General features: G+C 36.9%; 22 protein-coding genes and 2 pseudogenes. 5 read left to right on the plus strand and 19 right to left on the minus strand.

Annotated elements, in window-relative coordinates:
* The first annotated feature begins 241 nt into the window (after positions 1 to 241).
* Positions 242 to 1,450: an NO-inducible flavohemoprotein gene (gene hmpA, locus AAGS61_RS14740; protein ID WP_391373433.1), complete on the plus strand. Its 1,209-nt coding sequence runs from the start codon at positions 242 to 244 to the stop codon at positions 1,448 to 1,450.
* 61 nt (positions 1,451 to 1,511) lie between these two features.
* On the opposite strand, the gene AAGS61_RS14745 is transcribed toward hmpA, so the two are convergent.
* Genes AAGS61_RS14745 through AAGS61_RS14765 form a run of 5 tightly spaced genes read right to left on the minus strand, consistent with a single transcriptional unit; the run spans position 1,512 to position 6,556 of the window.
* Positions 1,512 to 2,564, minus strand: coding sequence for an NAD(P)/FAD-dependent oxidoreductase (locus AAGS61_RS14745; protein ID WP_391373436.1), 1,053 nt, complete (start codon positions 2,562 to 2,564; stop codon positions 1,512 to 1,514).
* Positions 2,565 to 2,618: 54 nt separating this feature from the next.
* A complete protein-coding gene (locus tag AAGS61_RS14750; protein ID WP_391373439.1) occupies positions 2,619 to 3,431 on the minus strand; it encodes an ABC transporter ATP-binding protein in 813 nt (270 codons plus the stop codon).
* A complete protein-coding gene (locus AAGS61_RS14755; RefSeq protein WP_391373442.1) occupies positions 3,431 to 4,462 on the minus strand; it encodes a FecCD family ABC transporter permease in 1,032 nt (343 codons plus the stop codon). The genes AAGS61_RS14750 and AAGS61_RS14755 overlap by 1 nt, the downstream gene beginning before the upstream one ends.
* Positions 4,459 to 5,493 (minus strand): FecCD family ABC transporter permease, encoded by a 1,035-nt coding sequence (locus tag AAGS61_RS14760; protein ID WP_391373445.1) that lies wholly within the window; start codon positions 5,491 to 5,493, stop codon positions 4,459 to 4,461. Before AAGS61_RS14760 ends, AAGS61_RS14755 begins: the two co-directional genes overlap by 4 nt.
* A gap of 1 nt (position 5,494) precedes the next feature.
* Complete coding sequence (locus AAGS61_RS14765) at positions 5,495 to 6,556, minus strand: iron-siderophore ABC transporter substrate-binding protein (RefSeq protein ID WP_391373448.1); 1,062 nt, start codon at positions 6,554 to 6,556, stop codon at positions 5,495 to 5,497.
* 798 nt (positions 6,557 to 7,354) lie between these two features.
* Here AAGS61_RS14765 and AAGS61_RS14770 point away from each other — a divergent pair.
* A complete protein-coding gene (locus AAGS61_RS14770; protein ID WP_391373451.1) occupies positions 7,355 to 8,668 on the plus strand; it encodes an anaerobic C4-dicarboxylate transporter family protein in 1,314 nt (437 codons plus the stop codon).
* 457 nt (positions 8,669 to 9,125) lie between these two features.
* Positions 9,126 to 10,775, plus strand: coding sequence for a sensor domain-containing protein (locus AAGS61_RS14775; protein ID WP_391373454.1), 1,650 nt, complete (start codon positions 9,126 to 9,128; stop codon positions 10,773 to 10,775).
* 120 nt (positions 10,776 to 10,895) lie between these two features.
* Here the strand turns inward: AAGS61_RS14775 and AAGS61_RS14780 are convergent, their stop codons facing one another.
* The 12 genes from AAGS61_RS14780 to AAGS61_RS14835 form a co-directional block, all read right to left on the minus strand.
* Complete coding sequence (locus tag AAGS61_RS14780; RefSeq protein ID WP_391373458.1) at positions 10,896 to 11,810, minus strand: glycine betaine ABC transporter substrate-binding protein; 915 nt, start codon at positions 11,808 to 11,810, stop codon at positions 10,896 to 10,898.
* Between the two features lie 692 nt (positions 11,811 to 12,502).
* Positions 12,503 to 13,069: a TetR family transcriptional regulator gene (locus tag AAGS61_RS14785; protein ID WP_391373461.1), complete on the minus strand. Its 567-nt coding sequence runs from the start codon at positions 13,067 to 13,069 to the stop codon at positions 12,503 to 12,505.
* 150 nt (positions 13,070 to 13,219) lie between these two features.
* Positions 13,220 to 13,534, minus strand: a complete 315-nt coding sequence (locus tag AAGS61_RS14790; protein WP_391373464.1) for a DMT family transporter — start codon at positions 13,532 to 13,534, stop codon at positions 13,220 to 13,222.
* Positions 13,535 to 13,882 (minus strand): DMT family transporter, encoded by a 348-nt coding sequence (locus AAGS61_RS14795; protein ID WP_391373467.1) that lies wholly within the window; start codon positions 13,880 to 13,882, stop codon positions 13,535 to 13,537.
* 756 nt (positions 13,883 to 14,638) lie between these two features.
* Entirely contained in the window at positions 14,639 to 15,274 is a 636-nt protein-coding gene (locus AAGS61_RS14800) for an AroM family protein (protein ID WP_391373470.1), read from the minus strand.
* A gap of 2 nt (positions 15,275 to 15,276) precedes the next feature.
* Positions 15,277 to 16,434 carry a M20/M25/M40 family metallo-hydrolase gene (locus tag AAGS61_RS14805; RefSeq protein ID WP_391373473.1) on the minus strand — a complete coding sequence of 386 codons (1,158 nt, stop codon included), beginning with the start codon at positions 16,432 to 16,434 and terminating at the stop codon, positions 15,277 to 15,279.
* A 43-nt stretch (positions 16,435 to 16,477) separates the two neighbouring features.
* On the minus strand, positions 16,478 to 17,248 hold the full coding sequence (locus tag AAGS61_RS14810; RefSeq protein WP_391373476.1) for an amino acid ABC transporter ATP-binding protein: 771 nt from the start codon (positions 17,246 to 17,248) through the stop codon (positions 16,478 to 16,480).
* Between the two features lie 15 nt (positions 17,249 to 17,263).
* On the minus strand, positions 17,264 to 17,920 hold the full coding sequence (locus tag AAGS61_RS14815) for an amino acid ABC transporter permease (RefSeq protein WP_391373479.1): 657 nt from the start codon (positions 17,918 to 17,920) through the stop codon (positions 17,264 to 17,266).
* A 15-nt stretch (positions 17,921 to 17,935) separates the two neighbouring features.
* A complete protein-coding gene (locus tag AAGS61_RS14820) occupies positions 17,936 to 18,763 on the minus strand; it encodes a substrate-binding periplasmic protein (RefSeq protein ID WP_391373482.1) in 828 nt (275 codons plus the stop codon).
* Positions 18,764 to 19,972 (minus strand): Zn-dependent hydrolase, encoded by a 1,209-nt coding sequence (locus AAGS61_RS14825; RefSeq protein ID WP_391373485.1) that lies wholly within the window; start codon positions 19,970 to 19,972, stop codon positions 18,764 to 18,766.
* A 20-nt stretch (positions 19,973 to 19,992) separates the two neighbouring features.
* On the minus strand, positions 19,993 to 21,369 hold the full coding sequence (allB, locus tag AAGS61_RS14830; protein WP_391373488.1) for an allantoinase AllB: 1,377 nt from the start codon (positions 21,367 to 21,369) through the stop codon (positions 19,993 to 19,995).
* 14 nt (positions 21,370 to 21,383) lie between these two features.
* Positions 21,384 to 22,115: an IclR family transcriptional regulator gene (locus tag AAGS61_RS14835; protein WP_391373491.1), complete on the minus strand. Its 732-nt coding sequence runs from the start codon at positions 22,113 to 22,115 to the stop codon at positions 21,384 to 21,386.
* 250 nt (positions 22,116 to 22,365) lie between these two features.
* On the opposite strand from AAGS61_RS14835, the pseudogene AAGS61_RS14840 reads away from it, so the two are divergent.
* Positions 22,366 to 22,608: pseudogene (locus AAGS61_RS14840) on the plus strand (transposase); the annotation flags it as partial.
* Between the two features lie 223 nt (positions 22,609 to 22,831).
* Positions 22,832 to 23,011 (plus strand): hypothetical protein, encoded by a 180-nt coding sequence (locus AAGS61_RS14845; RefSeq protein WP_391373494.1) that lies wholly within the window; start codon positions 22,832 to 22,834, stop codon positions 23,009 to 23,011.
* Between the two features lie 224 nt (positions 23,012 to 23,235).
* Here the strand turns inward: AAGS61_RS14845 and opuFB are convergent, their stop codons facing one another.
* On the minus strand, positions 23,236 to 24,750 hold the full coding sequence (gene opuFB, locus AAGS61_RS14850; protein ID WP_391373497.1) for an osmoprotectant update ABC transporter permease/substrate-binding subunit OpuFB: 1,515 nt from the start codon (positions 24,748 to 24,750) through the stop codon (positions 23,236 to 23,238).
* A 62-nt stretch (positions 24,751 to 24,812) separates the two neighbouring features.
* A pseudogene (locus tag AAGS61_RS14855) lies at positions 24,813 to 25,526 on the minus strand (ABC transporter ATP-binding protein); the annotation flags it as partial.
* Positions 25,527 to 26,005 lie beyond the last annotated feature (479 nt).

The following is a 26,005-nucleotide window of genomic DNA, read 5'->3' on the forward strand; positions in this document are numbered from 1 at the left end:
GATGTTCAAATACTTTTCGGTGTACCTTCACCCTATGCCTCCTCAACTTACGTAAATTCATTTCTTCTACAAAAGCGTTAACCCAATCTTGTATCTTTATCTTCTACAAGAGTTATAAACGCATTTCACATAAAAGAAGTATTTTACATACATGTTTGTGTCTATTTTGTTAAAGATGTATTTTACATATTGCTTTAAAAGATGAATAGGCATATATTTATCACGAAAGGACGTGTTCAACATGTTAGACCAACATACTATCAACGTTATTAAATCAACTGTTCCTGTTTTAGAAGTACACGGCGTAGCCATTACAAAAACTTTTTATCACAACTTATTTAAAGATAATCCATCATTATTAAATATTTTTAACCATACAAATCAAACAAAAGGTCGTCAGCAAGGTGCTTTAGCCAATACTGTTTATGCAGCAGCGAAACATATCGACAACTTAGAACCAATCGTACCGGTAGTTGTACAAATTGCACATAAACACGTCAGTCTTGGCGTTTTACCAGAGCATTATCCAATTGTCGGTCAATATTTACTGGCGGCGATTAAAGAAGTACTGGGAGATGCTGCAACAGACGAAATCATCGATGCATGGGCTAAAGCATATGGCGTGATTGCTGATATCTTTATTTCAGTGGAAGAGGATTTATATAAAGCAGCGGAACAAAACGGGGGCTGGCGTGCATTTAAACAGTTCCAAATTGCTCGTACTGTCAAAGAAAGTGATGATGTGACATCTTTCTACTTAACACCAGTAGACGGCTCAAAAGTACCCGCATATCAACCAGGTCAATACGTATCAATTCGCGTAAAAGCACCAGGCGAAGAGTACTTGTTAAATCGTCAATATACATTATCACAACCAAGCAATGCACAGGAATTCCGCATTTCTGTGAAACGTGAAAGCGAGCATAATCCAAAAGGAAAAGTATCAAACTTTTTACACGAGGCAGCGATTGGCACAATCATTGACGTGAGTGCTCCAGCTGGTGTATTCACATATGAGCCGACAAAAGCACCTGTATTATTCATTAGTGGTGGGATTGGGGTCACACCGTTAAATGCGATGTTCCAAACGATTGAAAATAAAGAAAACGTCACATTCATTCAATGTGCACGTAACGAAAATGTCCTTGCTTTCCACGAGGCTATCCAAAATAAAATGAACACATTAAATGGTCCAACGGGTTTACGTAAGCTATTCAGTGCATTCAAAAAAGACAGTAACCCACATCATCAAGTGTTATACTCTGACAAAAATGAGTACATCAGTACGAACGTGCTACGACAGGTCGTCACACAAGATACACAAGTGTACATTTGCGGGCCAATACCATTTATGGAAGCAGCCGTAAACGCTTTACATGAATGCAATATCTCAGACAGTCAAATTCACTATGAATTTTTCGGCCCTGCATTACAATTAACTACAAAGTAAAATGGGACTAGCCCTTGCTGAATACAAGGGCTAGTTTTATTTATTAGTTCTGAATGGAATTCTATCTATTTACTAACGTCTTATTTATAATTTCACGATTTCGCGCTTCAAAAATTTCATTGTGTGAAGAAACTTTTGCGACTTTATCAGCAGTGGGCTCTAGACTTAGCTTAATATCATTGATGGCATTGATAGCATCTTGAAATGCACCTGTAATTAAGTAAACTTTATTCTCATGTTTTGAAATATCACCAACAGCATATATTCCATCAACAGTTGTTAAGCCTTTTCCATTTGTCGTTATATAATATTGGTATTCGACATCACGTTCTGGATTCACAGGAGCATCAAATGTAAAAGAGTGATCACGATCATAACCATGATTAACTAATACATCATCTACAACGATTGTTGATGTTTCATTTGTCGCCACGTTTTCCAAGATGACTTCTTTAATTTTTGTCTTTTCCTCGTTTGCTACAAGGGATTGGATTTGTGTATTTGTCATAATCGGCACGCCATTTTCTTGTAAATAGCGAATCTGTGCCTCATGAGCAGATAAGTTTTCTCCGCGGTAAATGACAGTAATGTGTTTAGCAATGCCGATTAGATCTTTAGCCCAATCAATGGCAGAATTTCCCCCGCCTGAAATTAAGAGCGATTTATTTTTAAAACTTTGGATACCTCGAATCGTATAGTGCAGATTGGATACCTCATATTTTTCAGCACCTTCGACATGCAATTTAATAGGACTAATAATGCCTCCGCCTACTGCCACAACTACCTTTTTTGAAAAATGCTTTTCACCTGTACTTGTCTCAATTACAAATAAATCATCTTTCTTCGTTACTAAATCTACCTTCGTATTTAAGCAAACAGTTGGATTAAATGTTAAGCCTTGTTCTATTAGATTTTCAATCACTTTTTGAGCAGGTGTAGCAGTTAAACCACCAATATCCCAAATGATTTTTTCAGGATAGACATGCAATTTCCCACCTAAGGTAGATTTATATTCAATAATTTTCGTTTTTAAGTCTCGTAACCCTGCGTAAAATGCGCTATAGAGTCCACTTGGTCCGCCACCGATAATCGTAATATCATAGATGTCATCCATTCAAAACACTCCTATCTCATTTATCCAAAGTCTTCAGCTATAAGGGTATGATTTTTACAACATGCCAAGTTTATTATGATGTCGTCCTATTGGTACTACAGATGGCGAATGTGATACCGGATCTTGCATGACCATACAATCGAGACCAAAAATATCTTTGATTAATGAACTTGTAATGACTTCAGCTGGTGGGCCTTCCGCTATGAGTTTGCCTTTGTGCAGCGCAAAAATATGGTCTGCATAACGTCCGGATAGGTTAATATCATGAAGAACCATCACAATCGTTGTACCATGTTTTTTATTTAAGTCCGTCAACATATCGAGTATTTCGACTTGGTATGTAATATCTAAATACGTTGTCGGCTCATCTAAAAATAAGATATCCGTCTGTTGTGCCAGTGCCATCGCAATCCAAACACGCTGTCGTTGTCCACCAGAAAGCTCATCAATATGGCAATCAGCGAATTCGGTAATATTCATAATTTCCATTGCCTCTGCCACTGCTTCATAATCTTTCTTCGTCCAGCTCTTTAAAAAAGTATGATGTGGAAACCTTCCTCGTCCAACTAAGTCCGCAACGGTAATGCCCTCGGGTACTATCGGGGATTGAGGTAAAAGCCCTAGCACACGTGCTAATTGCTTCGGTGGAATTTTATGAATTGGTTTACCATCCAGTAAAACTTGTCCAGACGTAGGTTTTATTAACCGCGCCATCGTTTTTAACAGTGTCGATTTCCCACACCCATTCGCCCCAATAATAATGCTAATTTCATTGCTGGGAATGGTTACATCTATATCATATAAAATCGTTTTATTATCATATCCAGCAGTGACATGTTCAGCTTGAAATGTGTGTGTTGGTTTCATTATAGATCTCCCTTTCGATTGATTCGAATTAATAAGTAAATCAAGTAAGGTGCACCGAGAATGCCGGTAATCACTCCTACAGGATATCTAGTAACAAAGGCAAATTGACCGATTAGATCCGCTGCCAGCACTAAAATAACCCCGATTAGACCGGCTGGAATGATATTTGAAAATCCAACACCAACTAATTTCTTTGCAATTGGCCCTGAAAGGAATGCAACAAATGCAATCGGACCTGTTGTCGCTGTAGCTAGTGCAATAATCAATACTGAGCTGATGATCAGTATGATCCTTGTCTTATTTGTATCTACACCAAGTGATGTCGCTGCTTGCTCGCCTAACTCGAGCATTTCTAATCGTTTTCCTAAGACAATAAGAATCGGTGTAAAAATACAAACTGTAAGTATTAGTGGATAAAGAGTATCCATCTTTGCACCATTTAAGCTGCCACTAAGCCACCGCATCGCAGTTGGAATATCATGCGTTTTACCAATTAACATTAAATATGAAATGAACGCATTTAACATTGCCTGTATACCGATACCGATTAAAATGAGCCGTCCAATTGAAAACGATGAACCTTTCGACAGTGCATAAATGATGAACACCGTTGCAAGACCACCCACAACCGAAGCAATCGAAACCGTCGTATTGCTTGCCTGCAACACAATGATGCAAAAAACGGCCGCTGCACTTGAGCCAGCTGTTATACCGATGACATTGGGATTCGCTAAAGGATTACGTAGCATCGTTTGAAATATATAGCCCCCAACACCAAACGCAAATCCGGCAAATACCCCTGCAATCATACGCGGCAAACGGATTGTACCAACAGCAAATGATGCCCCCTTAATTTGTTCACCTAACAACACGCTGATCACATCTTTTACAGGATAAATCGTATTACCGAGCATAAGCATGGTGCTACAAAGTGCTAACGCAATCACCACTAATATCGATGTCACGAATAGAAAACGGCGCCGTCTTCGTAATCTCGAGTTCATTATAGAATTCATTGTTTCATTCATCATAATGCACGCATTTTCGCTTTCATTGTAATTAAAATTAATATCGGTGCCCCAACAAACGCCGTTACGATGCCAACCTCTAGCTCCCCGGGACTACCGAGTAGCCTGCCACAAACATCCGAGATCGTTAAAATAATCGCCCCGGACATTGCTGATAGTAGGATAACATAACGTAAATCAGGTCCAATAACGAGTCGAATGAGATGGGTAGCGAGTAAACCAATAAAGCCAATTGGACCTGCCAATGCCGTTGCAGCACCGCATAATAATACGCCTCCAAATGCGCCAGCAAGTCGAATCGTACCTGTGCGTACGCCTAACCCTGTTGCGACATCATCCCCTAATGCTAATGCATTTAATGCTGGTGCTGTGATGATGGCTATGATAATTCCTACTATTAAAAAGGGAATAAACAAAGAAATAGAATCCCAGTTTCCTGCCCCAACACTTCCAACTTGCCAAAACCTGAATTGGTCCATTACATTCGTACGAGGAATCATCACCGCAACGACGAGTGAAGATAAGATGGCACTTGTCGCCGCACCTGCTAAAACGAGTTTAAGAGGTGTCGCACCGCCACTTCCCATCGAACCAATGCCAAATACAAAAATAGCGGTAATCATCGCCCCCGCTATTGCCAGCCAAATATATTGATTTGCCGAACTAATATTGAAAAAGGCGATTCCGCAAACGACAAAAAGAGATGCCCCTGTATTCACACCTAATATACTTGGATCTGCAATAGGATTGCGCGTAACCGATTGCATGAGTGCACCTGAAACGCCTAATGCAGCACCACACATCAAACTAAATATCGTCCTCACAATTCTTTGCCGAACAACATTGGCCTCATGAGACTGGGCGTCTGGATGGAATAAACCATCCAGAACATCCGTCCAACCGACCATCCGAGAGCCAAATGCAAGCGAGGCTAAAATACATATACCGAGTAAAATCACTAGGAGTATGAGAACTTTCGTAAAATTACGTGGAACAAGTACCTGCTTTTTTTCTGAAACGGATGATATGTTCATGTTATTTCATCTTTTTCGCAACATCTGAGATTAATGATAAGTACTCATCAATTGTATATTGAATTGATAATGGGTTGGGATTGCCCGCTGCTGCTAGTGGCGTGTTATCTTCAATAATCACTACAGAACCATTTTGAATTGCTGGTACTTTCCCTAAAATAGGATCAGCTTGAAGTGCTTTTAATGTATTGTCATCACCATAGGCAACGAAGAGCTCTGTATCATTTAATGCATCCGCATTTTCAGCACTTAATTCGATATAGAAGCTAGATTCATCTGTAATTTGGGCTTTAATGCCTTCTGGATAAACCATCCCTACTTCTTCAAGAAATTCTCCACGAGGATCCCCTGGTGTGTAAATGTAAAATTTCGATAAGTCCGTAACATTGAACATCGCAAATGCAGCTTTTTTCCCTTTAATTTCAGGGTGTTCATTTGCCTTGTCTTGAATTAATTTTTCAGTATTAGCAATTAGCTTTTTACCTTCTTCTTCCATACCCATACCTTTCGCGTTGTATAAAATTTGGTCACGCCATGTAATAACCCATGGAATTTCTGGATATGCGACAACAGGAGCAATTTCACTTAACGTATCGTATTCTTCCTGTGTAATACCTGAGTATGCTGCAAGAATAACATCTGGATTTGAATCTGCAATCGCTTCGAAATCTAAGCCGTCCGTATCTTGATAAATGTTTGGATTTGCTTCACCAAGTTCTTTTAATTTTTCAGCAGTCCAAGGTAACATGCCGCTATCGTCTTGAACACCATAGTTTGCCGCTGAAAAACCTACTGGTACAACGTCTAATGCAAGTGCCACATCATGGTTTGCCCAAGCAACTGTTGCTACACGCTCAGGCTTTTCTTCAATTACCGTTTCACCAAATGCGTGTTGAATGACGATTGGATACTCCGTTGCTGTTTCTTCTGAATCCGTGTTTTGAGATTTCGATGTATCAGCTTCTTCTGAGCCAGATTCCTTATCTGCACAACCAACAAGTGCAAGAGAAAGAATTGAAATTAATAACATTGCAAAAAACGAAAAATATCGTTTTGAATTCATTTGGAATTCACTCCTCAATCATTTAATCGATAATGATTATCATTACCAGAATTACTATATATCCTATAAAATAGATTGTCAATACATAATTCTCAAATACAATATATGGTATGTGTGCGCTCGTGATTTAATTTAGAACTCATTTCCCGGTAAATAAAAAAACAGCTTTCAACCTTTGAATGTATATAACACTTCAAGTTGCATATGTATTTTTGCTGAGTGATTGTTGGAGTGAATCATTTTAATGAGGAAAAGATAGTAGTTTTTAATTGGGGTAGCTGTCATATTCATTATGATATTGAGTTGAAAGTTATTTCAATTACCATGCCAAGATTAACAGTGAAAAGGCAATTAATTGATTATATTAAAAGTGTCCCCTTAGCAAGTTGGAAATTGTTTTTGAGCTTCAGTTATGATGTCCTCGTAACAACTCTTTTTATAACGTAGCACGCTAATTTACTTTGGCACCTAAAATCATCCACCTCAAAATGCATCACGCCTATTCCAATAGCCTGCCTTCTACTTTCCCGAACGAATAAGTTAATACCATTTTACTCAAGCTAGCAAAAGAGATGTCCCAAGGTCCTTATACAAATGAATGGGTAACGGATTAATCTTAAAACGTCAAACAATTGAAAGCGAACTGCCTAACAGTACGTTTTCCTTTCTTTTTAAATCCTTTAGCACACTGCTCTTACTTATAAGCGAACAATTTCCCTAGCTATTTTATAAACAAACTACAAAGATATCCCGTGTTTATCATAAGAAAATAATCATTATTAATTGGAGGAAATACATGTGTTTTGGCTACAATTTTTGATTTTATTACTCTGTATCTTCATCGGTGCGAGGTTAGGCGGACTCGGACTCGGCGTAATGGGTGGGGTTGGATTAGCCATCTTTGTATTCGTGTTCGGACTTGAACCGACATCGGCGCCGATTGATGTGATGCTGATGATTTTAGCTGTCATTACGGCTGCTGGAGCGCTTCAAGCAGCTGGAGGGCTGGAATATCTCGTGCATCTTGCAGAGAAAGCATTAAGAAAAAATCCGAAACGAATTACATTCATCGCCCCTATCGTAACGTACGTTTTTACTTTTTGTGCAGGTACTGGACATGTATCTTATTCTGTTTTACCAGTAATTGCTGAAGTGGCAAGGGAATCAGGTATTCGCCCTGAAAGACCGATGTCCATCGCCGTCATTGCATCACAGCAAGCGATTACCGCCAGTCCGATTTCAGCAGCGACTGTCGCCTTATTAGCTTTACTGGCTGATTTTCAAATTACATTACTCGATATTTTAATGATTGCCGTTCCTTCTACTTTTATTGGCTGTATGATTGCGGCCTTTGCGGTGAGTCGAAAAGGAAAAGAGCTACCGGAAGATCCACTTTATTTACAACGCTTAGAGGAAGGCTTAGCGCCTATTAAACAGGATAAAAAAGTATTTCACCCTACGAATGCATCAAAACTTTCCGTTGTATTGTTCTTACTTGCTGCCGTACTAGTCGTAATACTTGGTTCATTTGAAAAATTACGTCCAGGTTGGAATATAGACGGCGAATTCACACGTATGTCGATGCCCGTGGCGATTCAAATCATTATGTTGACCATTGCCGCTTTAATCATTATCTCCTGTAAGGCAAATGTGGACGAAATTGTTGGTGGGAGTGTATTTAAAGCGGGAGCTGCTGCGGTTGTAGCGATTTTTGGGATTGCTTGGATGGGAGATACATTTTTCAATGGAAATGCTGAACTGATCAACGGCTCCATTTCAGGACTCGTCACAGCAGCCCCATGGTTATTTGCGATTGCCTTATTTGTCCTTTCGATTTTGCTATATAGCCAAGCTGCGACCGTTCGAACACTCATGCCTCTTGGGATAACGCTCGGGATTAGTCCAGCCTTATTACTTGCCATGTTCCCTGCGGTGAATGGTTATTTCTTCATTCCAAACTATCCAACAGTCGTTGCCGCCATTAACTTTGACCGCACCGGCACAACTCGCATCGGAAAATACATTCTCAATCATAGCTTTATGCTGCCTGGTTTAATTTCAACAATTTCTGCTATTGTAATTGGGATATTATTGAGTATGGTTTTGCTGTAGAAGATATATTCGCAGACGAGCCTGCACTACAATGAAACACAGCTAGCCCTTGCAAAAAGCAAAGGCTAGTTTTATTTTTATTCTATTTCTTCCCGTATCTCTTACACAAACATAAGTAGCCATGTAAAATAAGCTACACACTTAGAAAATATACTATTTTTATAGAAATAAATCGCTTTATGCAGATTCAGCCACTTTAATACAGCCACTCTCTGTTGACAATTTAAGAAAGGATGAAAAAATTGTTTTATTTCTTTGTGCATAGGACAATAAATGTGCGTTTTATTACAATTTAACACGAAATGTAAATTTTTTGTTAAGATGTAAAGAGTGTTTATTGTTTAAGTAAAATAATATAAATTTACCATTTCTTTTTCAGTTATAAATATACGATTCGCTAACATATATCATTACTATTTCAAAAACGTACAATAAAAAACAGTTGGGAGGATTCCCTTTGTCAAGTAAGCTAAAAGAGTTATATGATATTGAAGCTGCATTAAATGCTACTACCATATTAGCTATAACAGATACGAAAGGTAAGATTATCTTTGCTAACGAGAAATTTTGTGAAATTTCAAAGTATCCTTTAGAAGAATTGATTGGGAAAACACATAAAATTATAAACTCCGGTTACCATGAACCACAATTTTTCAAAAATTTGTGGCAAACCATTTCCAAAGGGCAAACATGGCGAGGCGAAATTCAAAACAAAGCTAAAGACGGGACCCTTTACTGGGTGGATACATACATTATTCCTTTTCTCAATGATCAGGGACAGCCTTATCAATACGTTTCCATTCGTCATGACATTACAGAACGAAAATTACTAGAGCATAAAATTCAACAGCAACTTATTATCGACTCAATCACGGGTTTACCTAATACAAATTATTTAAAAACGTCGGTCGAAAAACTAATGATCATGCATGAAGAAATGACCTTACTTTGTATCAATGTCGATGATTTTAAAAGCTTTAATGAGAGTTTAGGCAATTGTGAAGCTGATCAGATTTTACGTTCAATCGGCGAAAAATTGGCTGAAATCGTAAAAGGCGAACAAAATATACTAGCCAAAACGTATGGTGATGAATTTGCATTAGTTGTTTTAGGAGATGCTCCATCTGCGCGGGGAGTCATTCAAAAGATATTTAAACTATTCGAAAAACCCATTAAATATGGAGAGATTGATTATTATATTACGATTTCCATGGGTGCTGTTCATTACCCTACCTATGCAACGTGCTATGAAGAGCTATTTCAACATGCAAATCGTGCGTTGCAACTCGCAAAGTTAAATGGGAAAAATACATTTATGTTCTTTAATGACAACATCATTGAAGATACAAATCGACGTTTAAAGTTAAAAAATTTACTATATGAAGCGATACAACAGAAACGCTTTACGATGGCTTATCAACCCCAATATAACAATCAAGGGGAATTGACTAGCTTTGAAGCACTTGTTCGATGGCATGACCCAATACAAGGGATTATTTCTCCTGGCGAATTTATCCCGATCGCGGAGCGCACCGGTTTAATCATCCCTTTAGGCTACTTACTATTTGAGCTTGTGTTGCAAGAATTTCACTCACTTCAACTAGCTGCTGGGAAGAAAATACAAGTCGCTTTCAACCTTTCGCTAAAGCAATTTTTTGATACAAACTTAACGAATCACCTTATTTCGTTATGCGAAGTGTATAAGGTCAATCCACATGACATTAAATTAGAAATCACAGAGAGTGTCGCTGCAACAAATATAGAAAATGTGATTCACATTATTTCTAAGCTTCGGTCATTAGGCATGGAGGTTGCACTAGATGATTACGGTACGGGCTTTTCTAGTTTACAATACTTAAAAGATTTCCAAATTAATTGTATTAAAATTGATCAAAGTTTTGTAAAAGATTTATTAATACATCCTTCAAACAAAGCTATTATTAATAGTACGATTCAAATGGCTCATGAGCTTGGTTTTACCGTCTTGGCAGAAGGGGTAGAAACAAAAGAACAATACGATTATTTAAAAAATAAAGGATGCGATAGTTTTCAAGGCTATTTTTTAGGGAAGCCACAGCCGTTAAGCTATTATCAACAGGGGCAATAAATCCCTAAAAATAGAGACTGCGTTAATTTAAAAAATCTACTTGAAGCACTTTCAATACGGAAAAGGAGAACTTCCCCCTTCATGAGGAAATTCTCCTTTCTACTAACAGTGAACGAATCGTTACTCTTTTGGCTGCAAATCCTCAATCGAGTCGATATCCATATATGTCGGCACAACAAAGCCCGTCTGTGTACCTTTTAAGTTCTCACCTAAATCCACTACGTCTTCCTTATGTTTTTCATAAAAAGACTGGTGTGTTGACGGTAACCACGGAGCGACAGTAGCATCCGCTTCACCAGTAGCGATTGCTTGGAACATAATGGCCGGATCAACTGGTGTCACGGTGACATCGTAGCCTAATTGTTCTAATACTGCCTCCACTACACTACTTGAAGCTCTTTCTGTATCCCACGGAGTTGACACGATTTCAATTTCTTTTCCATCTACTTTGTTGATCCCTTCTGTCCATTCATTTACTCGATCCTTGTTTTCTTCTATCCAGTTCATTGCCGCTTCCTCAAAGGAAACATTTTGTGCATCGTACATGACCGCTTCCATATCTTCTGGCTCCCAATAAAATCGATCCAAAACAGTATACGCATTAGGGTAGTCCGTTTCAAAACCTTTACGCACAAGCGTATTAATATTTTCCTTTCCACCTAATGTCCCTTTAGGATCTTCCAAAAACTTTAAATCATATGCGGAGAACTTCCAGTGCGGTGTCCATCCGGTAATAATAATAGGTTCTTCATTTTTAATCGCTTGTTCCAATGAACCTAACATGCCCGCTGTTGAACTTTCAACAAGTTCCCAACCGTTTAAGTTTTCATATTCCTCTAACGTATTTCTTGAAAGTTCGGTTAACCCTGCTCCCGGTTCAATACCTGTAATCCTATAATCTATTTGTTCCCCTATGCTTACAGAATCGCCTGTTGCATTCTCGCTATTTAGATTGCCCTCTTCATCACCACACCCGGTTAATAGTAATGAAACCGCTAACCCGACAGTGACTCCTGCCGACTTGAATTTTATCATTTTTATATCCCCCTTAATTACAAAAATTGGCTTTTCGATGAAAGACTTTCATCATAAAATTTTACTCAGCCTCAAAAATCAACAACTCAATATTAACAACAGGTTGTTACTTTTGTCAATGAACTCCATTTTATGATTAGTACTGTGCTTATTTAAACAATTACGTCTAGGCTGGGACAAAGCAATTCAAAATAAAAGGAACAGATAAACAAATTGACTTTAAAGATTAGTCTCCATGTTGCAAGCTTACCGTCTCATTTACTTGCATTTCGGCTAAAAATACATGTTTTTGAACGGTTCGATGTAGGATTGGGACTAGATACGGTAGTATTTTGCTCGGATGCAGCGACTTTTTTCGGATACCCTAGCTTTTTGACCGTTCAACGCGCGCTTTTGCCTGGATATGGCAAGGGTTTGCTCGCACCGATTTGTTTTGACCGTTCAATGTCTACAGTTTTAAGATGGTTTATATAGGGAATGAGGAATCCATATAAAAAATCAGCCTGTGTCAATTGGCACGGGCTGATTTTCAGTAAATATTTATCGTTTTGGGGAATTTTTTGTTATATAAAGAATATTTAACCCTTCCCTAGCTACAAATATACTTCTAAAACAGTAACATAAGTCCAGATTCGGATTTAACTTCTTCCAGTATTTGTTGGAACACCTACAAAAAGGTTTGCTGACAGAAGTTATTTGAATGCACTTTTCGTAAATAGGATTAATTCTGCGTATTGAGCATCGATCTCTTCTTGCGTCGGAGTATCATACAAATATAATTGTTCTGCAGTAGATTCGATTAGCCCTATTAAAATTCGGGAAGTACGTGCACAATCAATGTTTTGTCGAATTTCTCCTTTTCTGACGGACTCGTCTAATAAATTATATACCCAGTCATAAAATGGAGCATAGATGGACTCCCATTGTTTTAAATGCTCACTCTGTGCTAAACCTGCATAGAGAACAGCAAATAATTCCTTTTTTTGCTCTGTGATCAAAAAGACAGCTTTTACAAGTTGTTCAATTTTATCATCAAAATCATGTGATAAATTGACGCTTGAATGGATGCCTTTCATAATTTCTTCAACAGCAAATTTTGCAATTTCTGGCATTACCGAAAATTTAGATGGAAAGTATAAATAAAACGTACCTTGCGCTATGCCTGCCGCTTTGACAATATCAGATATTTTAGTGCTTTCTACACCTTTTGTCATAAACTGTTCAATCGTGGCTTCAATAATTTTTTGTTTTTTATCCAATGCAATACCACCCCATATTCATTGAATGATTCTCATTCATAGTTACTTTCATCTTAACGAATATTAAAGGAAAGAACAATGAACATGTTCTTTTTCATCCCGATAGATAAACGAAAAAGAGCAAGAAAATATTCTGTGCTCTCTCATCTATTACGAAACATATTTTAACCCTGAAACACCAATCACAATCACAATCACAGCGACAATTCGTCCCATGCTTTTTGATTCTCCAAAAAACAGCATATTAATTAGAACAGCTGCTGTCGTCCCTATACCAATCCACACTGCATAGGCAATACTCACTTGTAAATAATCAAACGAAGCATATAAAAAGTAAAATGCTCCACTGAATCCAGCGATTAAAATAAAGGCGTTCATAAAATTTTTCGTTGTACTAAATTTTTTTAAACCAATTACGCCGACTGTCTCTAAAATGGCTGCTAAAAATACAAATAACCAACCCAATTACGCCGCCTCCTTTTGAAGTTTTCGCTCAGATACCGTATCCGCAATATTTAACATCATGACCCCAATGACAATTACACATATAAATACAATTTTACTAGCAGTAAAACCCTCATTGAATATAAAAATATCCATCAATGCGGTACCTACTGTGCCTGCAGCTGCAAATACGGCATATACCGTACCAGTTGGTAAACCTTCACAAGCTTTAGAAAGAAACCAAAAATCTACAGCAATGATTGGTATTATAATTGCCCAATGCCACCATGTACTCGCAACATTAAAACCGAAAATCCATAATAATTCGCATAAGCTTGTCAATCCAACATACATCCACGACTTATTCATCTTTTACCTCCTCGTATTACTATTTATTGTTGAAAAATTGTTATTCGATTAAGTTAGGATAACAATTCATAAAATGAATGACGTTCATTCATAATTTATCATATATAGTTATGAAAATCAAATTTATAGTTTAGATTTAGTTGATTGTATAGGAGTTTATGATGATGGATCCGTCTTCGTCGCTGCCGTTCACTTTGACCGCACCAGCATAACGCGAATCGCAAAATACATTTTACTACGTATTCTTTTTGTCACAAAAAAATCCCCATTTTCTCAGTAGGAAAATGAAGATTTTTAGGATCTCAATAAAAGGTAATTAATTACTTAAATCTAGTAAGGGTAGCGTCAGAAAAATGCGGAGTTACAACGTTAAAGAAAGAATTGTTACTTCATCGACGCTTTGGGTGCTTTTTTATTCAACTAACGGAGCAGGTTAGTATAAGAGCTATCAGCATCCATTAATTTGTTTAATATTTAAGCAAAAATATAGAGCATGTTTTTAAAACATGCTCTCAGAGCGTCGACAAACTAATTTCTGAGCAGAAAATTAGCACGGTCGGACGCTCTTTTATTGATTAATGCAGATTTTTAAAATTCACAGGCTTTCAGAAACATTGCTATTACAGGATTCTTTATAAATCCAAATGACGATAAGAAAGCACCCTAAATATAAAAATAGTAGACAAAATCGAAAAAATCGACTTTGTCTACAGTCTGAGAGCATGTTTTTAAAACATGCTCTATATACCTTCTATATTATTTAAAATGCTTTAAGGTTTGTTTAAGTGGGTTCCATATTGGTGTATCTGATAATTGTTGTAATTCTAAATGCAATTCTGAACTATAACTTATACAATCTAACACAACTTGTTTCGCTCCAGTTTTTTCTATATGATACTGAATTTCCTTAGCTGTTGTTTCTAAAGGGTTAAATGTATGAACTATCGCTTCTATCCCTGCTTCACTCCATTTTCGTTGAGCAAAGGAAATTTGATTTTCAATAGGAACACAAACAAGTACGGGTTGTTGTTTAGTACTTTTAACCATTTTTTCAATAATATCTGTTGGTAAAACGACAGGGATATTCGCTGAAAAAACAGGAAATGCTGCTGAACAAAGTAAGATTGCCGTGTTATAACCTTTTTGATGTAGTTCATTTGTAGCTTTTTCAATATAAGGAATTAATATATCTCTTTCAATTTCATACGATCCAAAATTCGTACGAACAAATAATGGCGTATTACCTGAAATACTACTAATCTCTTCAATTTCAGGTTGCGTCAAATTGTCTAAGGCACCGATTATTTCAAATTTTTCATAACCATTGTTCACAATGACCTGTTCTAAATCTACTCTAGGGGTCGTACCTAATGTAACAAAGCCAATACTCATTTTCACCAATCCTTTAAAAAATTTTTCATGAATTCATATGCTTCTACCAGATCATTAAGGGTAGTCCATTCCTCTGGTGTATGACTGATTCCACCTCGACTTCGAACAAAAATCAGTAATGTCGGAATTATTTCACTGATAATCGCACTGTCATGCAACGCACCACTTACTAGTATCGGTAACTGATTATCAGAGTTGACTTTACGTAAAATTTCTCGGTCTAAAAATTGAGGAGTCTGAACAATTTGAGCATTAGAAGCTATCTTAATACCATGTCTTGCAGCTGTGACTTTCGCTTCCGCAATTAAAGTTGCAACCATTTCTTTCAGTTGTTCTAGTTTCACATGACGAATATCAAGTTGGGCTTTTACTTGATTGGGAATGACATTCGTTACATTGGGAAGCATTTCAATTCGACCAATTGTTACCTTTGCTTCTTCACCAAAAGGAAGAATAAATTGCTTTATTTTACTTGCCCACTCGCAAAAACAAATTAAAGGATCTTTACGTAACGCCATCGGTACAGTACCAGCATGTCCACTGATACCGTCAAATGTAACTTCCAAGGCAAACGAACCTACAATCGAAGAAACAAGTCCAAGTGGCTTTTGGTATAATTCAAGAACAGGACCTTGTTCAATATGAATTTCGATAAAAGTCTCTATTGATTTTTGAAAGGGCTTACATTTTTTGTTATAATCCTTCTGAAATTTCCTACTTCCTTCTAAACCAACACCCGTTATCACACCCTCTTCATCGTAGAAAGAACAGATTATTATCGGATGTTTTATTTTTTTCTTTTGTGAATTCAATTGTTCAACGTAAATTAATGGCAATAAAACACCAATTGTTCCATCAAAATGACCACCATTTTTAACAGTATCAAGATGGGATCCTAGCATTATCGCTGGCAGATTATCATCTTCTCCTGGGTAATAACCATAGATGGATTGGCTATGTTCAATTACTTCCATTCCTACTGCAAGCATCTTATTTTTTAACCATTCTCTAGAAAAAATTTCACTTTCTGAGCCAGCAATACGATTACTTCCACCTTCATCAGTTAATCCGATTTGAGCTAATTCATGAATAGATTGTGCAATACTATGATGAATAGGTTGATTACCGTTAGATTCCATTAACCTCGAATAAATATCCATTAACTCTCCTATTAAATACTGCGAATGTGAATACGAATTCTACCTACACATGAGCCGACATACTATTTAAAAACTTAGTAACACGAGGATTTGTTGTCTTACCAAAGATATAATCAGGTGCTCCTTGCTCAACAATAGATCCATTTTCCATAAAAATTACCCTGTCTGATACTTTTCGAGCAAATTCCATTTCATGTGTAACAATGATCATTGTCATCCCTGAATGTGCTAAGTCGTTCATAATTTGTAGTACTTCATTAACCATTTCAGGATCTAAAGCTGACGTAGCTTCGTCAAACAACATGACTTGCGGCTCCATTGCCAATGCCCTAGCAATAGCAATTCGTTGTTGTTGTCCCCCAGATAAATTGCTTGGGTGTGCATTGATTTTATCGATTAATCCTACTTTATTTAATAGTTCTTCAGCTTTAGCAATTGCCTTTGATTTATGCCACTTTTTAACTTGAATAGGGCCTTCAGTTATGTTCTCCAATACTGAACGGTGCTTCCATAAATTAAAATGTTGAAAAACCATCCCAACTTCTTCTCGTACTTTACTAATCTTCTTTTTCGATCCATAGGTTAGTTGATTTACTCTATTTAGTTTAAAACTGACTTGTTTATTATTAATTGAAATGTTCCCGTCTGATGGAACTTCAAGCAAATTAATACATCTCAAAAGGGTACTTTTACCAGATCCACTGGGACCAATTAGTGTAACTACTTCACCTTTATTAACAGTTAAATTAATATCGGATAAAGCCTTTTTATCACCATAATATTTATTTAAGTTTTCGATTTTGATTACTCCCATATAAATCCACCACCCTTATAAATTATTATTCGAAACATTCAGTTTCTTTTCCGTGTATGATTGTAATAACATTAGCCCACTAGTCAGAACTAAATATAAGATAGCCGCCACACCTAATGTTTCGTATGGAAGGTACGTACTACTATATTGCATTTGGGCATTTAACATTAAGTCAGGTACAGTTATTACAGAAATTTGTGCAGATTCTTTTAAAAGAACCACTGCATTATTAATGTATGGCGGTATAATTAAACGAACCATTTGAGGTATTTTAATACGGAACATAATTTGCACAGGCGTCATACCAATAGCTTCCGCTGCTTCTATTTGTCCTTTTGGAATCGCCATCATACCAGATCGGATAATTTCCGCTTTATAAGCTGCTGCATTTAATGACATTGCAAATAATGCTGCTACAAAAGCTGTTAGAGTAATGTTAAACGGTGTTGCATAATACGCTAAGAACAGAATAATTAATAATGGTAATCCTCTAAATAACCAAATATAAATGGAAGAAAAGGTTTTTAAAATTGGATTGTGTGACATTTTAAATAAACAAAGAATGAATCCTAATATTGTACCAATTACAATAGCTAGAATTGAAACTTTTAATGTAACCCATGCCCCTTCAATTAAGAAAGGGAGAGCATTAGATATTACTTCTAAATTCATACTCATGCTCCTTTCTTAATCGAATGTCATTCCAAAGTATTTCATAGCTAATTCGTCATAAGTGCCATCTTCTTTTTTCTTTTGAATAATTTTAGTAATAGCTTCTACTAAATCCTCACTTCCTGGTTTCGCTGCAACTGCAATGTCTTTTTTATCGTAAGTATCACCGACAATTTTAAGATCATCGCCACTAACAGAATTATTAATATACTCAGCAGCAGCTGGTAAACCTATAGCTACTAAATCTACACGTCCTGCTGTTAAATCCAAAAAGCTTTCTGCAGCACCTGGATATGTTTTTAAATCTTTATATGTTCCAATCTTTTTTACAACTTCTTCAAAAGCAGAACCTGCATTTACACCCACAACATGTCCTTCAAGATCCTCAATACCGAAAATATCTTTATTATCTTTTTGAACTACAGCGACTAGTCCATCTACTGCATAATTTTCAGTGAAAATAACAGATTTCAGTCGTTCTTCTGTCACATTAACTCCAGACAATAAGACATCGAATTTGTTTGCTACTAAACCAGGGATCAGACCCGCAAATTGACCCGTAACATACTCAGCTTCAACCCCTAGTTCCTCTGCTATGATATTCCCCCATTCAATATCATAACCAATTAAATTATTCGAAGAGTCCATATAAGAAAAAGGACGATAATTCCCAGCCGTACCAATGACTAGCTTGCCTTTTTCTTTAACAGCTTCTAACGCACTCGTTGAATTTGTTTCTTTTGAATCCTCTACCGCCTTTGCACTTCCATCCGATTCTCCACCACAAGCCGCTAATAATAATAAAATGCTAGATACTAATACCCCTAATAATAATTTTTTCATTTAAATACACCCCTTTGATAGTTGTAGAACTGTTTCTAAATACACTTGAGCGCCTATTTCAATATCTTCCCAACTAGAAAATTCATCTGGATGATGGCTAATACCATCTTTACTTGGGATAAATAGAAGTGCTGATGGAACAATAGATGCCATAGATTTACAATCGTGGTTGGCCCCACTCATCATATAACGATAAGGAATTTGATTCTCAATACATACTTTTTCTATTTGTTCTTGAATTTGTGTATCCAAATTATTTGGCTTTTTTTCAACTGTTTTCTTAAACGAAACATCAAAATTATTAAAACTAGCATATTGTTGTAATGCCTGTTGAAACTCGCTCATCTTTTCCCAATCCATAGCACGAATTTCAATCGTTAACTTTACAAAATCAGGAACTATACTTGCTAAATTAGGCTGTAATTCTAATTCGCCAATTGTAACAACCATTTGTGGATCATAATTTGCCACTGTATTTTCAGCATGTAAAATAAATTTTGCTGCATGTACAAGAGCATCTTTCCGTTGGTTCATAGGGGTTGTACCTGCATGCCGAGCCTGTCCTTTAAAAATTGCTTCGACTCTTAATATCCCGGCAATGCCAGTAGCAATTCCTATTTTTTCTTGATTTTCTTCTAACACAGCCCCTTGTTCAATATGCAACTCGATAAACTGTTTGTATAAATGTCTATTGTGTAAAGTGGAAACACAATCTTCTTTTGTTAACCCGACAAGGTTAAGTTTCTCTTCTATTTCAGCATTAACGTTTAGCTGACCTACTAATGAACGGCTTCCAAACGTACCACCAAGAGGGTTGGCCTCTTCTGCTCGAAAGGCAATAAGTTCTACAGGAAACTCTAGTTGAATATTTTTCTCTTGAATTACTCTTAATATTTCAAGACCTGTCACTACACCTAATGCGCCATCAAACAAACCACCATGAATAACTGTGTCTAAATGTGACCCCATTGCAATGGCTGGTTCGTTTAGAGATCCTATTCTTCCAAAAACATTTCCTACAGCATCTTGTGCAACTGTAACGTTTAATTCTTCAAGTTTTTTACGAAGCCATTCGAGTGCTCCGTCTTCCTCTTTTGAGAAAGCCAAACGATTATAGCCGATTGTATCTGAATTAAATAACTGGGCCATTTCTTCTAAATCGGCTTGTATTCGTTCTATACAAATACTATGTGTAGCTACGTTACTCATAAATCCCCATCCCCTGTTGCTTAAATTTCTAAACGGCTACCTTTATATGCTTTACCAGGAACAAATTTACCAAATCCAGGTCCTACCGAAATCTCTTTACCATCAAATACCGTCACACCTCGAATAATTGTTTTTGCAATCGAACAATTCACTTGAACTCCATCAAATGGTGTTAATTTTGAATTGGAATGAAGATTTTTTTCTTCGATTACATATGGCTTAAGAGGATCGATAATTGTAAAATCGGCATCGTATCCAACTTCAATTCGCCCTTTATTTGGAATACCATAAATGTCTGCAACGTTTTGTGACATTATTTTTGCAAACTGTTCTAATGACATCCCATGTTTTTGCACGGCAGCATCGTACATTAACGGCACAATAATATCTAACCCAGGCATACCTGAAGCTGCTAAGAAAATATTATCTGCACCCCGTTCTTTTTGTTCATTTTTCCATGGCGCATGGTCTGTTGTAATAAAATCAATTTCTTCATTTAATAATTGCTCCCACAATCCTTGAACATCTTCTTCATAACGTAAAGGTGGGTTATTTTTGGCTTTTGGACCGAACTTTTCTAAATCCTCAACAGATAATAATAAATATGGATAACAAGTTTCCGCAGTTACTTTTACCCCTTGTTTTTTAAACTGTTGGATTAACGAAATTGTACGTGGATGACTGACGTGTACTATATGTAACTTGGCATCTGCCCAGTGACTTAACTCCATTAACTTTAATACAGCAGTTGTTTCAGTAACGGGTGGTCTTGATTCCATATGCGCTTTTGGATAAACCTTGCCGTTTTTTTGAAATTCATCAATTAAATCTACAATCATTTCGTCGTTTTCTGCATGAAAGGCTGCAACAAGATCGTGTTCTTTCAACTTACTCATCGCTTTCATAATATCTACATCAGAAATTCTCGGGAAACGATAGCTATCTGTTTCAAAAGTAGACATTTTAAATGCACAAGCGCCAGCTTCTGCTAAATCATCAATCGCTTCCGCTCCATTTTCTTTAGCAATTGTTCCCCAAAGACAAGTATCAACAACTGCTTCTTTATCTACTAAATCTACTTTCTTTAAGAAAGTTTCTATGTTGTTCACAGGGTTCGGTAGATCATAAGGCATATCAATAATAGTCGTTACACCACCAGCCGCTGCAGCTGATGTCGTTGCTATTAAACCTTCTTCTGGATTACTAAATGCGTGGACATGACCATCAATAACACCAGGGAAAATAATTTGCTCGCTTGCATCGATCATTTGGACCCCATTTAAAGTTCCTTGCGTTCTTTCAATAATTTTAATTTTCCCACCTAAAATACCGATTTCCCCATCAATTACCTCATTCGGTAAAACAATTCTCCCTTTAATAACAACATCAAAGTTCATTATTATGATCCCCTTTATAAAAATGCTTGTATTTTATCTCTTGCTTCAAATATTGAATTAATAATATATCCTTCATCCATCGCTATTAGGCGGTTTTTGGGCCCTGCAATACTTAAGCCTGCTACAAGTTTTTTATCAATATCTTTTATTGCTACACCAAAGGCATATACGTCAATATCCACTTCAGAATCTGAAACAGCATATCCCTTTTCTAATACCTCTTTCTTTAAAGCAAGTAACCCTTCCACATCCGTAACAGTATAGTCGGAGTACTTTTCCAACATATTTTTCTTATCGAGTTCATGAATGATTTTGTCATCTAAATGTGCCAATAAAATTCTTGAAGAGGCCCCTGCATGTAAGGGTAATATCTTCCCTTGTGTTGATGATACTTTTATTGGTTGATCAGGCGTAATAACCTCTAAACAAATAACATTCAAACCAGAAACAATGGTTAAAATCACTGTTTCATTTAACTTCTTGCAAAGTTCTTGCATGATAGGAAAAGCGACTGATGATAGATTAATATCTGACTTAACAATTTTCGCCATTTCCAAAAATCGATAACCTAATCGATAAGCCCCTTTGTTTGTTTCAGTAATAAAGCCTCTATCTTTTAAGACTTTTAAATGCCGATAAACGGAACTTTGTGGTTGTTCTAATCTAATTCCAATCTCTTGTACAGTTAATTCTCGAGTTTTAAAATCAAATAAATCTAAAATATCAAGTGTTTTTTCAACACTCATACCTTTTCCTCCCTCCTAATTCTCAAATATCGATAATTGATTATCAATTCTCGTTTTTTAAATTATATATTTCTGAATATTACTAAGTCAACAAAACTTTTTAATTTTCTAAATATTTTAGAGGTCGCGTCACATCCCCATGAAGCTAATGAAATAAATCTCCCTCAAAACAAAAAAACGTTATTCTTTCAATAAAATCTTTGAAAGGATGACGTTTCCCATGAATTTCTTGCCTTCTGAAGAATTAGAACTCTTTTCACATATGATTTCTACATTCAAACGTATTCGGATTTTAGACGCAACGGTGTTTCAACTGCCTGACTCCTTCGTCATTGATGATCAAGGCTCAGGCGGAAGTAGTAATACAGCAGAGGTGAAGATCCAATGGGCATACGATTTACTGAGTGGTCAATTCTTAAACGTGCAGCTAGGGCCGAGGAAAAATAATGACAAAACCTATGGGGCGGATCGTCTTGAAAGTGTGGAGTCAGGTTACTCCATGTATGGCGTAATGATCTATACCTTTGTTCTTTATTTACTTTTAGCATTTGTACGCACATTAAGGTACTAAAGATTGAACATTAATAGTGTCTACACATAATTAATGTAAAAATATAACATAAACTATATTTGCATTCCATTTATGTATGGTATACCCTAGTATGTAGACATTCTATTTTCAAAGAAAGTCACTATATATAAGGGGTGCATTAAACATGGCAAAAAAAATCAAGAAAAACAAAATTGAAGAAGCAGTATTAGAAAAGAAAGCGAAGAAAAAAGCTGACAAAAAGAAAATTGAGAAAAAGTTAGAGAAGAAAAAAGCTGAGAAGAAGGCTGACAAGAAAGTCACTAGCAAAAAATCAAAGAAAAAGAACAACAAAAAAGCAGCTTAACAACATAAGAAAAGCGCAAGCGCCCTCTCTAGCCCCGACATACGTTGGAGAAAGGCTCACAGTGTGCTTGCCACACGAAGAGACTTTCGAAACGTCACGAGGGGCTGGTCCGCTTGCGCTAGACACTCTTTAAACTAGAAAAATTTTATACTTTCTTATCTTTTAATAAAACAGCTGGAGAAATACAATTCGATTTCTCCAGCTGCTTTTAAAGCAATATCCCGCTACAATAGACCCGCTTTCTCTAAAAACTCACGTGCCACCTTTTCTATATTTTTACCTTCTACGTTAACTTGATAATTCATTTCACGCATTTCATCATCCGTTATTTTACCCGCTAGTTTATTTAACGCTAGTTCTAGTCCTGGATACTTTTCTAGTGTTTCTGCTTTTACTAATGGTGCGCCTTGATATGGTGGGAATAGCTGTTGATCGTCAGCTAACACAGTTAAATTATATTGCCGAATTTCACTGTCTGTTGAATAGGCATCTAATAACTGAATATCGCCTGTATCAATGGCTTGATATCTTAACTTCGGTTCCATTGTTTTTATATGACCGATTGTAATGCCATAGCGCTTTTGTATACCTAAATAACCATCTTCTCGATCATTAAACTCGAGTGTAAACCCTGCTTTGATGGATTTTTGAATAGCTTTAATATCCGAAATAGTATTCAATTGATAGGTTTCTGCCATTTCTTTTGAAACAGCTAGTGCATAGGTGTTGTTATACTTCATCGGGCTAAGCATCACCATATCAAATTTCTCTAACATCCCTGCTCTAGCCTGCTCATACACATCTGCTTCATTATTATTAACAGCTTCCTCTTTTAAAAACTCGGAAATGGCTGTACCCGTAAATTCTGGGTAAATATCGATACTCCCTGATTTGAGTGCGTTAAATACAAATGAAGTTTTACCAAGGCCAGGCTTTAATTGAACGGTTAAGTCCGTCTCATTTTCAATCAGTAATTTATACATATTAATCAGAATTTCGGGCTCTGATCCAAGTTTACCAGCAATCACAATCTCGTCTTTTTCATTGACGTTTACTAGTGGTGCAACAATCATCAGTATTGCCGCAACACTAATTGCACTTAATGTGATGACTGATTTTTTAAAGGAAAGTGATTCGAGCTTTTTAAGTAAAACATCAAACATTAATGCTAAACACGCAGCAGGCACAGCCCCTAATATAATGAGTGAAGGATTATTACGATCAATTCCAAGTAAAATGATATCCCCTAATCCACCAGCACCGATTAACGCAGCTAGTGTTGCTGTACCTACTATTAAGACCATAGCTGTCCTAATCCCCGCCATAATGACGGGCATAGCAAGTGGAAGTTCAACCTTCACTAGCCTTTTCCATGTGTTCATCCCCATCGCTGTAGCCGCTTCTTTAAGCGAAGCATCCACTTCATTTATGCCAGTGAATGTATTTCGTAAAATCGGTAAAAGCGCATAGACAACTAAAGCAATGATAGCAGGCACCTTCCCAATGCCAAACAACGGTATTAACAAACCGAGTAACGCTAACGAAGGAATGGTTTGTAAAACAGCACTAATGCCAATAATGCTTTCTGCAATTTTCTTCTTTTTCGTTAAATAGATTCCTAGAGGAATTGCAATGGCAACGGCAAAAAATAATGCAATAAATGAAATCTGCACGTGTTCTAGTAAAGAGCCTACTAGTTGTCCTTTACGTTCATTAAAAACATCCATAAAATTAGTCATTCGAATCCTCCTCTTTCTAAGGATTCTGTAGAACTTTGGTTATGGAAAGTATGCTCGTTCACTCCTATAAACTCTCGAACAAAATCATTCACTGGATGTTGGATGATTTCTTGAGGCGTACCAATTTGCACAATTCTCCCATCTTTCATCACACAAATCCGATCAGCTAATTTTAATGCCTCTTGCATATCATGGGAAACAAAAACAATGGTTTTTTGTATTGAACGTTGAAGTTCAAGAAGGTCATCTTGTAATTTCGTCCGACTAATCGGATCTAGCGCACTAAATGGCTCATCCATTAAAACAATTTCCGGGTCAGCTGCTAATGCACGAATGACCCCAACTCTTTGTTGCTCTCCACCAGAAAGTTCATTCGGTTTCCGTTGGCTATATTGATCGGCATCAAGCCCCACCATCTCGAGTAACTCTCGAACTCGACGCTGGATATCTTCATGCCGCCACTTTTTCAACTCCGGCACAATCGATATATTCTCTTCAATCGTCATATGCGGAAATAGTGCTATTTGTTGCAGCACATAGCCAATATTCCAGCGTAATTCATGGATGTTATAATCACTTATTCTCTGTCCGTTAATTCGTATCGTTCCTTCAGTCAAAGGAATTAAACGATTGATCATTTTTAGTAAGGTCGTTTTTCCACAACCACTTGGACCAATGATGACTAAGATTTCCCCTTTATGAATTTCAAGATTAATGCTATTCACTGCAATCTGGTTATTCTCGTAATTTTTAGTGACATTCTTAAATACGATCATTATGAAAACCCCTTTTACTGGCGTCTGCAAGATTTTTTATTGTGAACGCTTGATAGCACCCTGTACATAAAATATGCACTATATCCCCTCCCCATCATTTACTCCTATCTGTTATCCAAAAAAATAGTACTAACTCATAATGAGTAAATACCCAAACATATATTACCATTTGAGTAACCGTTGCTTTCCGCTGCGGCACTCGCTTTCCACGGGCGAGATCAAGCCTCCTCGTCGCTCATGCTTCGCTCCTGCGGGGTCTTGATTGTCTCGCTTTTCCCGTAGGAAGCTTTGCTCTGTAGCGAAAGGCGCATGCCGTCAGCTACACTCTCGTACCTCCACTACAAGCAACTATTGTTTCATAAAAAACATACTAACATTAGTAGTACAAACCACGGCCATGGTTTGTGCTACTATTTTTTTATAGTAGAAGTGAAGGAAAGCCGAACAGCCCCTGGGATCATTTAAGAATCCGTATTAAA

It is taken from the genome of Lysinibacillus sp. KU-BSD001 (assembly GCF_042920265.1).
Lineage (GTDB): Bacteria > Bacillota > Bacilli > Bacillales_A > Planococcaceae > Lysinibacillus_B.

Coding starts and splice junctions, on each gene's coding strand:
- hmpA (WP_391373433.1), top strand. CDS start 242: ATGTTAGACCAACATACTATCAACGTTATTAAATCAACTGTTCCTGTT.
- AAGS61_RS14745 (WP_391373436.1), bottom strand. CDS start 2,564: ATGGATGACATCTATGATATTACGATTATCGGTGGCGGACCAAGTGGA.
- AAGS61_RS14750 (WP_391373439.1), bottom strand. CDS start 3,431: ATGAAACCAACACACACATTTCAAGCTGAACATGTCACTGCTGGATAT.
- AAGS61_RS14755 (WP_391373442.1), bottom strand. CDS start 4,462: ATGATGAATGAAACAATGAATTCTATAATGAACTCGAGATTACGAAGA.
- AAGS61_RS14760 (WP_391373445.1), bottom strand. CDS start 5,493: ATGAACATATCATCCGTTTCAGAAAAAAAGCAGGTACTTGTTCCACGT.
- AAGS61_RS14765 (WP_391373448.1), bottom strand. CDS start 6,556: ATGAATTCAAAACGATATTTTTCGTTTTTTGCAATGTTATTAATTTCA.
- AAGS61_RS14780 (WP_391373458.1), bottom strand. CDS start 11,810: ATGATAAAATTCAAGTCGGCAGGAGTCACTGTCGGGTTAGCGGTTTCA.
- AAGS61_RS14795 (WP_391373467.1), bottom strand. CDS start 13,882: ATGAATAAGTCGTGGATGTATGTTGGATTGACAAGCTTATGCGAATTA.
- AAGS61_RS14800 (WP_391373470.1), bottom strand. CDS start 15,274: ATGAGTATTGGCTTTGTTACATTAGGTACGACCCCTAGAGTAGATTTA.
- AAGS61_RS14805 (WP_391373473.1), bottom strand. CDS start 16,434: ATGGATATTTATTCGAGGTTAATGGAATCTAACGGTAATCAACCTATT.
- AAGS61_RS14810 (WP_391373476.1), bottom strand. CDS start 17,248: ATGGGAGTAATCAAAATCGAAAACTTAAATAAATATTATGGTGATAAA.
- AAGS61_RS14815 (WP_391373479.1), bottom strand. CDS start 17,920: ATGAATTTAGAAGTAATATCTAATGCTCTCCCTTTCTTAATTGAAGGG.
- AAGS61_RS14820 (WP_391373482.1), bottom strand. CDS start 18,763: ATGAAAAAATTATTATTAGGGGTATTAGTATCTAGCATTTTATTATTA.
- AAGS61_RS14825 (WP_391373485.1), bottom strand. CDS start 19,972: ATGAGTAACGTAGCTACACATAGTATTTGTATAGAACGAATACAAGCC.
- allB (WP_391373488.1), bottom strand. CDS start 21,369: ATGAACTTTGATGTTGTTATTAAAGGGAGAATTGTTTTACCGAATGAG.
- AAGS61_RS14835 (WP_391373491.1), bottom strand. CDS start 22,115: ATGAGTGTTGAAAAAACACTTGATATTTTAGATTTATTTGATTTTAAA.
- AAGS61_RS14845 (WP_391373494.1), top strand. CDS start 22,832: ATGGCAAAAAAAATCAAGAAAAACAAAATTGAAGAAGCAGTATTAGAA.
- opuFB (WP_391373497.1), bottom strand. CDS start 24,750: ATGACTAATTTTATGGATGTTTTTAATGAACGTAAAGGACAACTAGTA.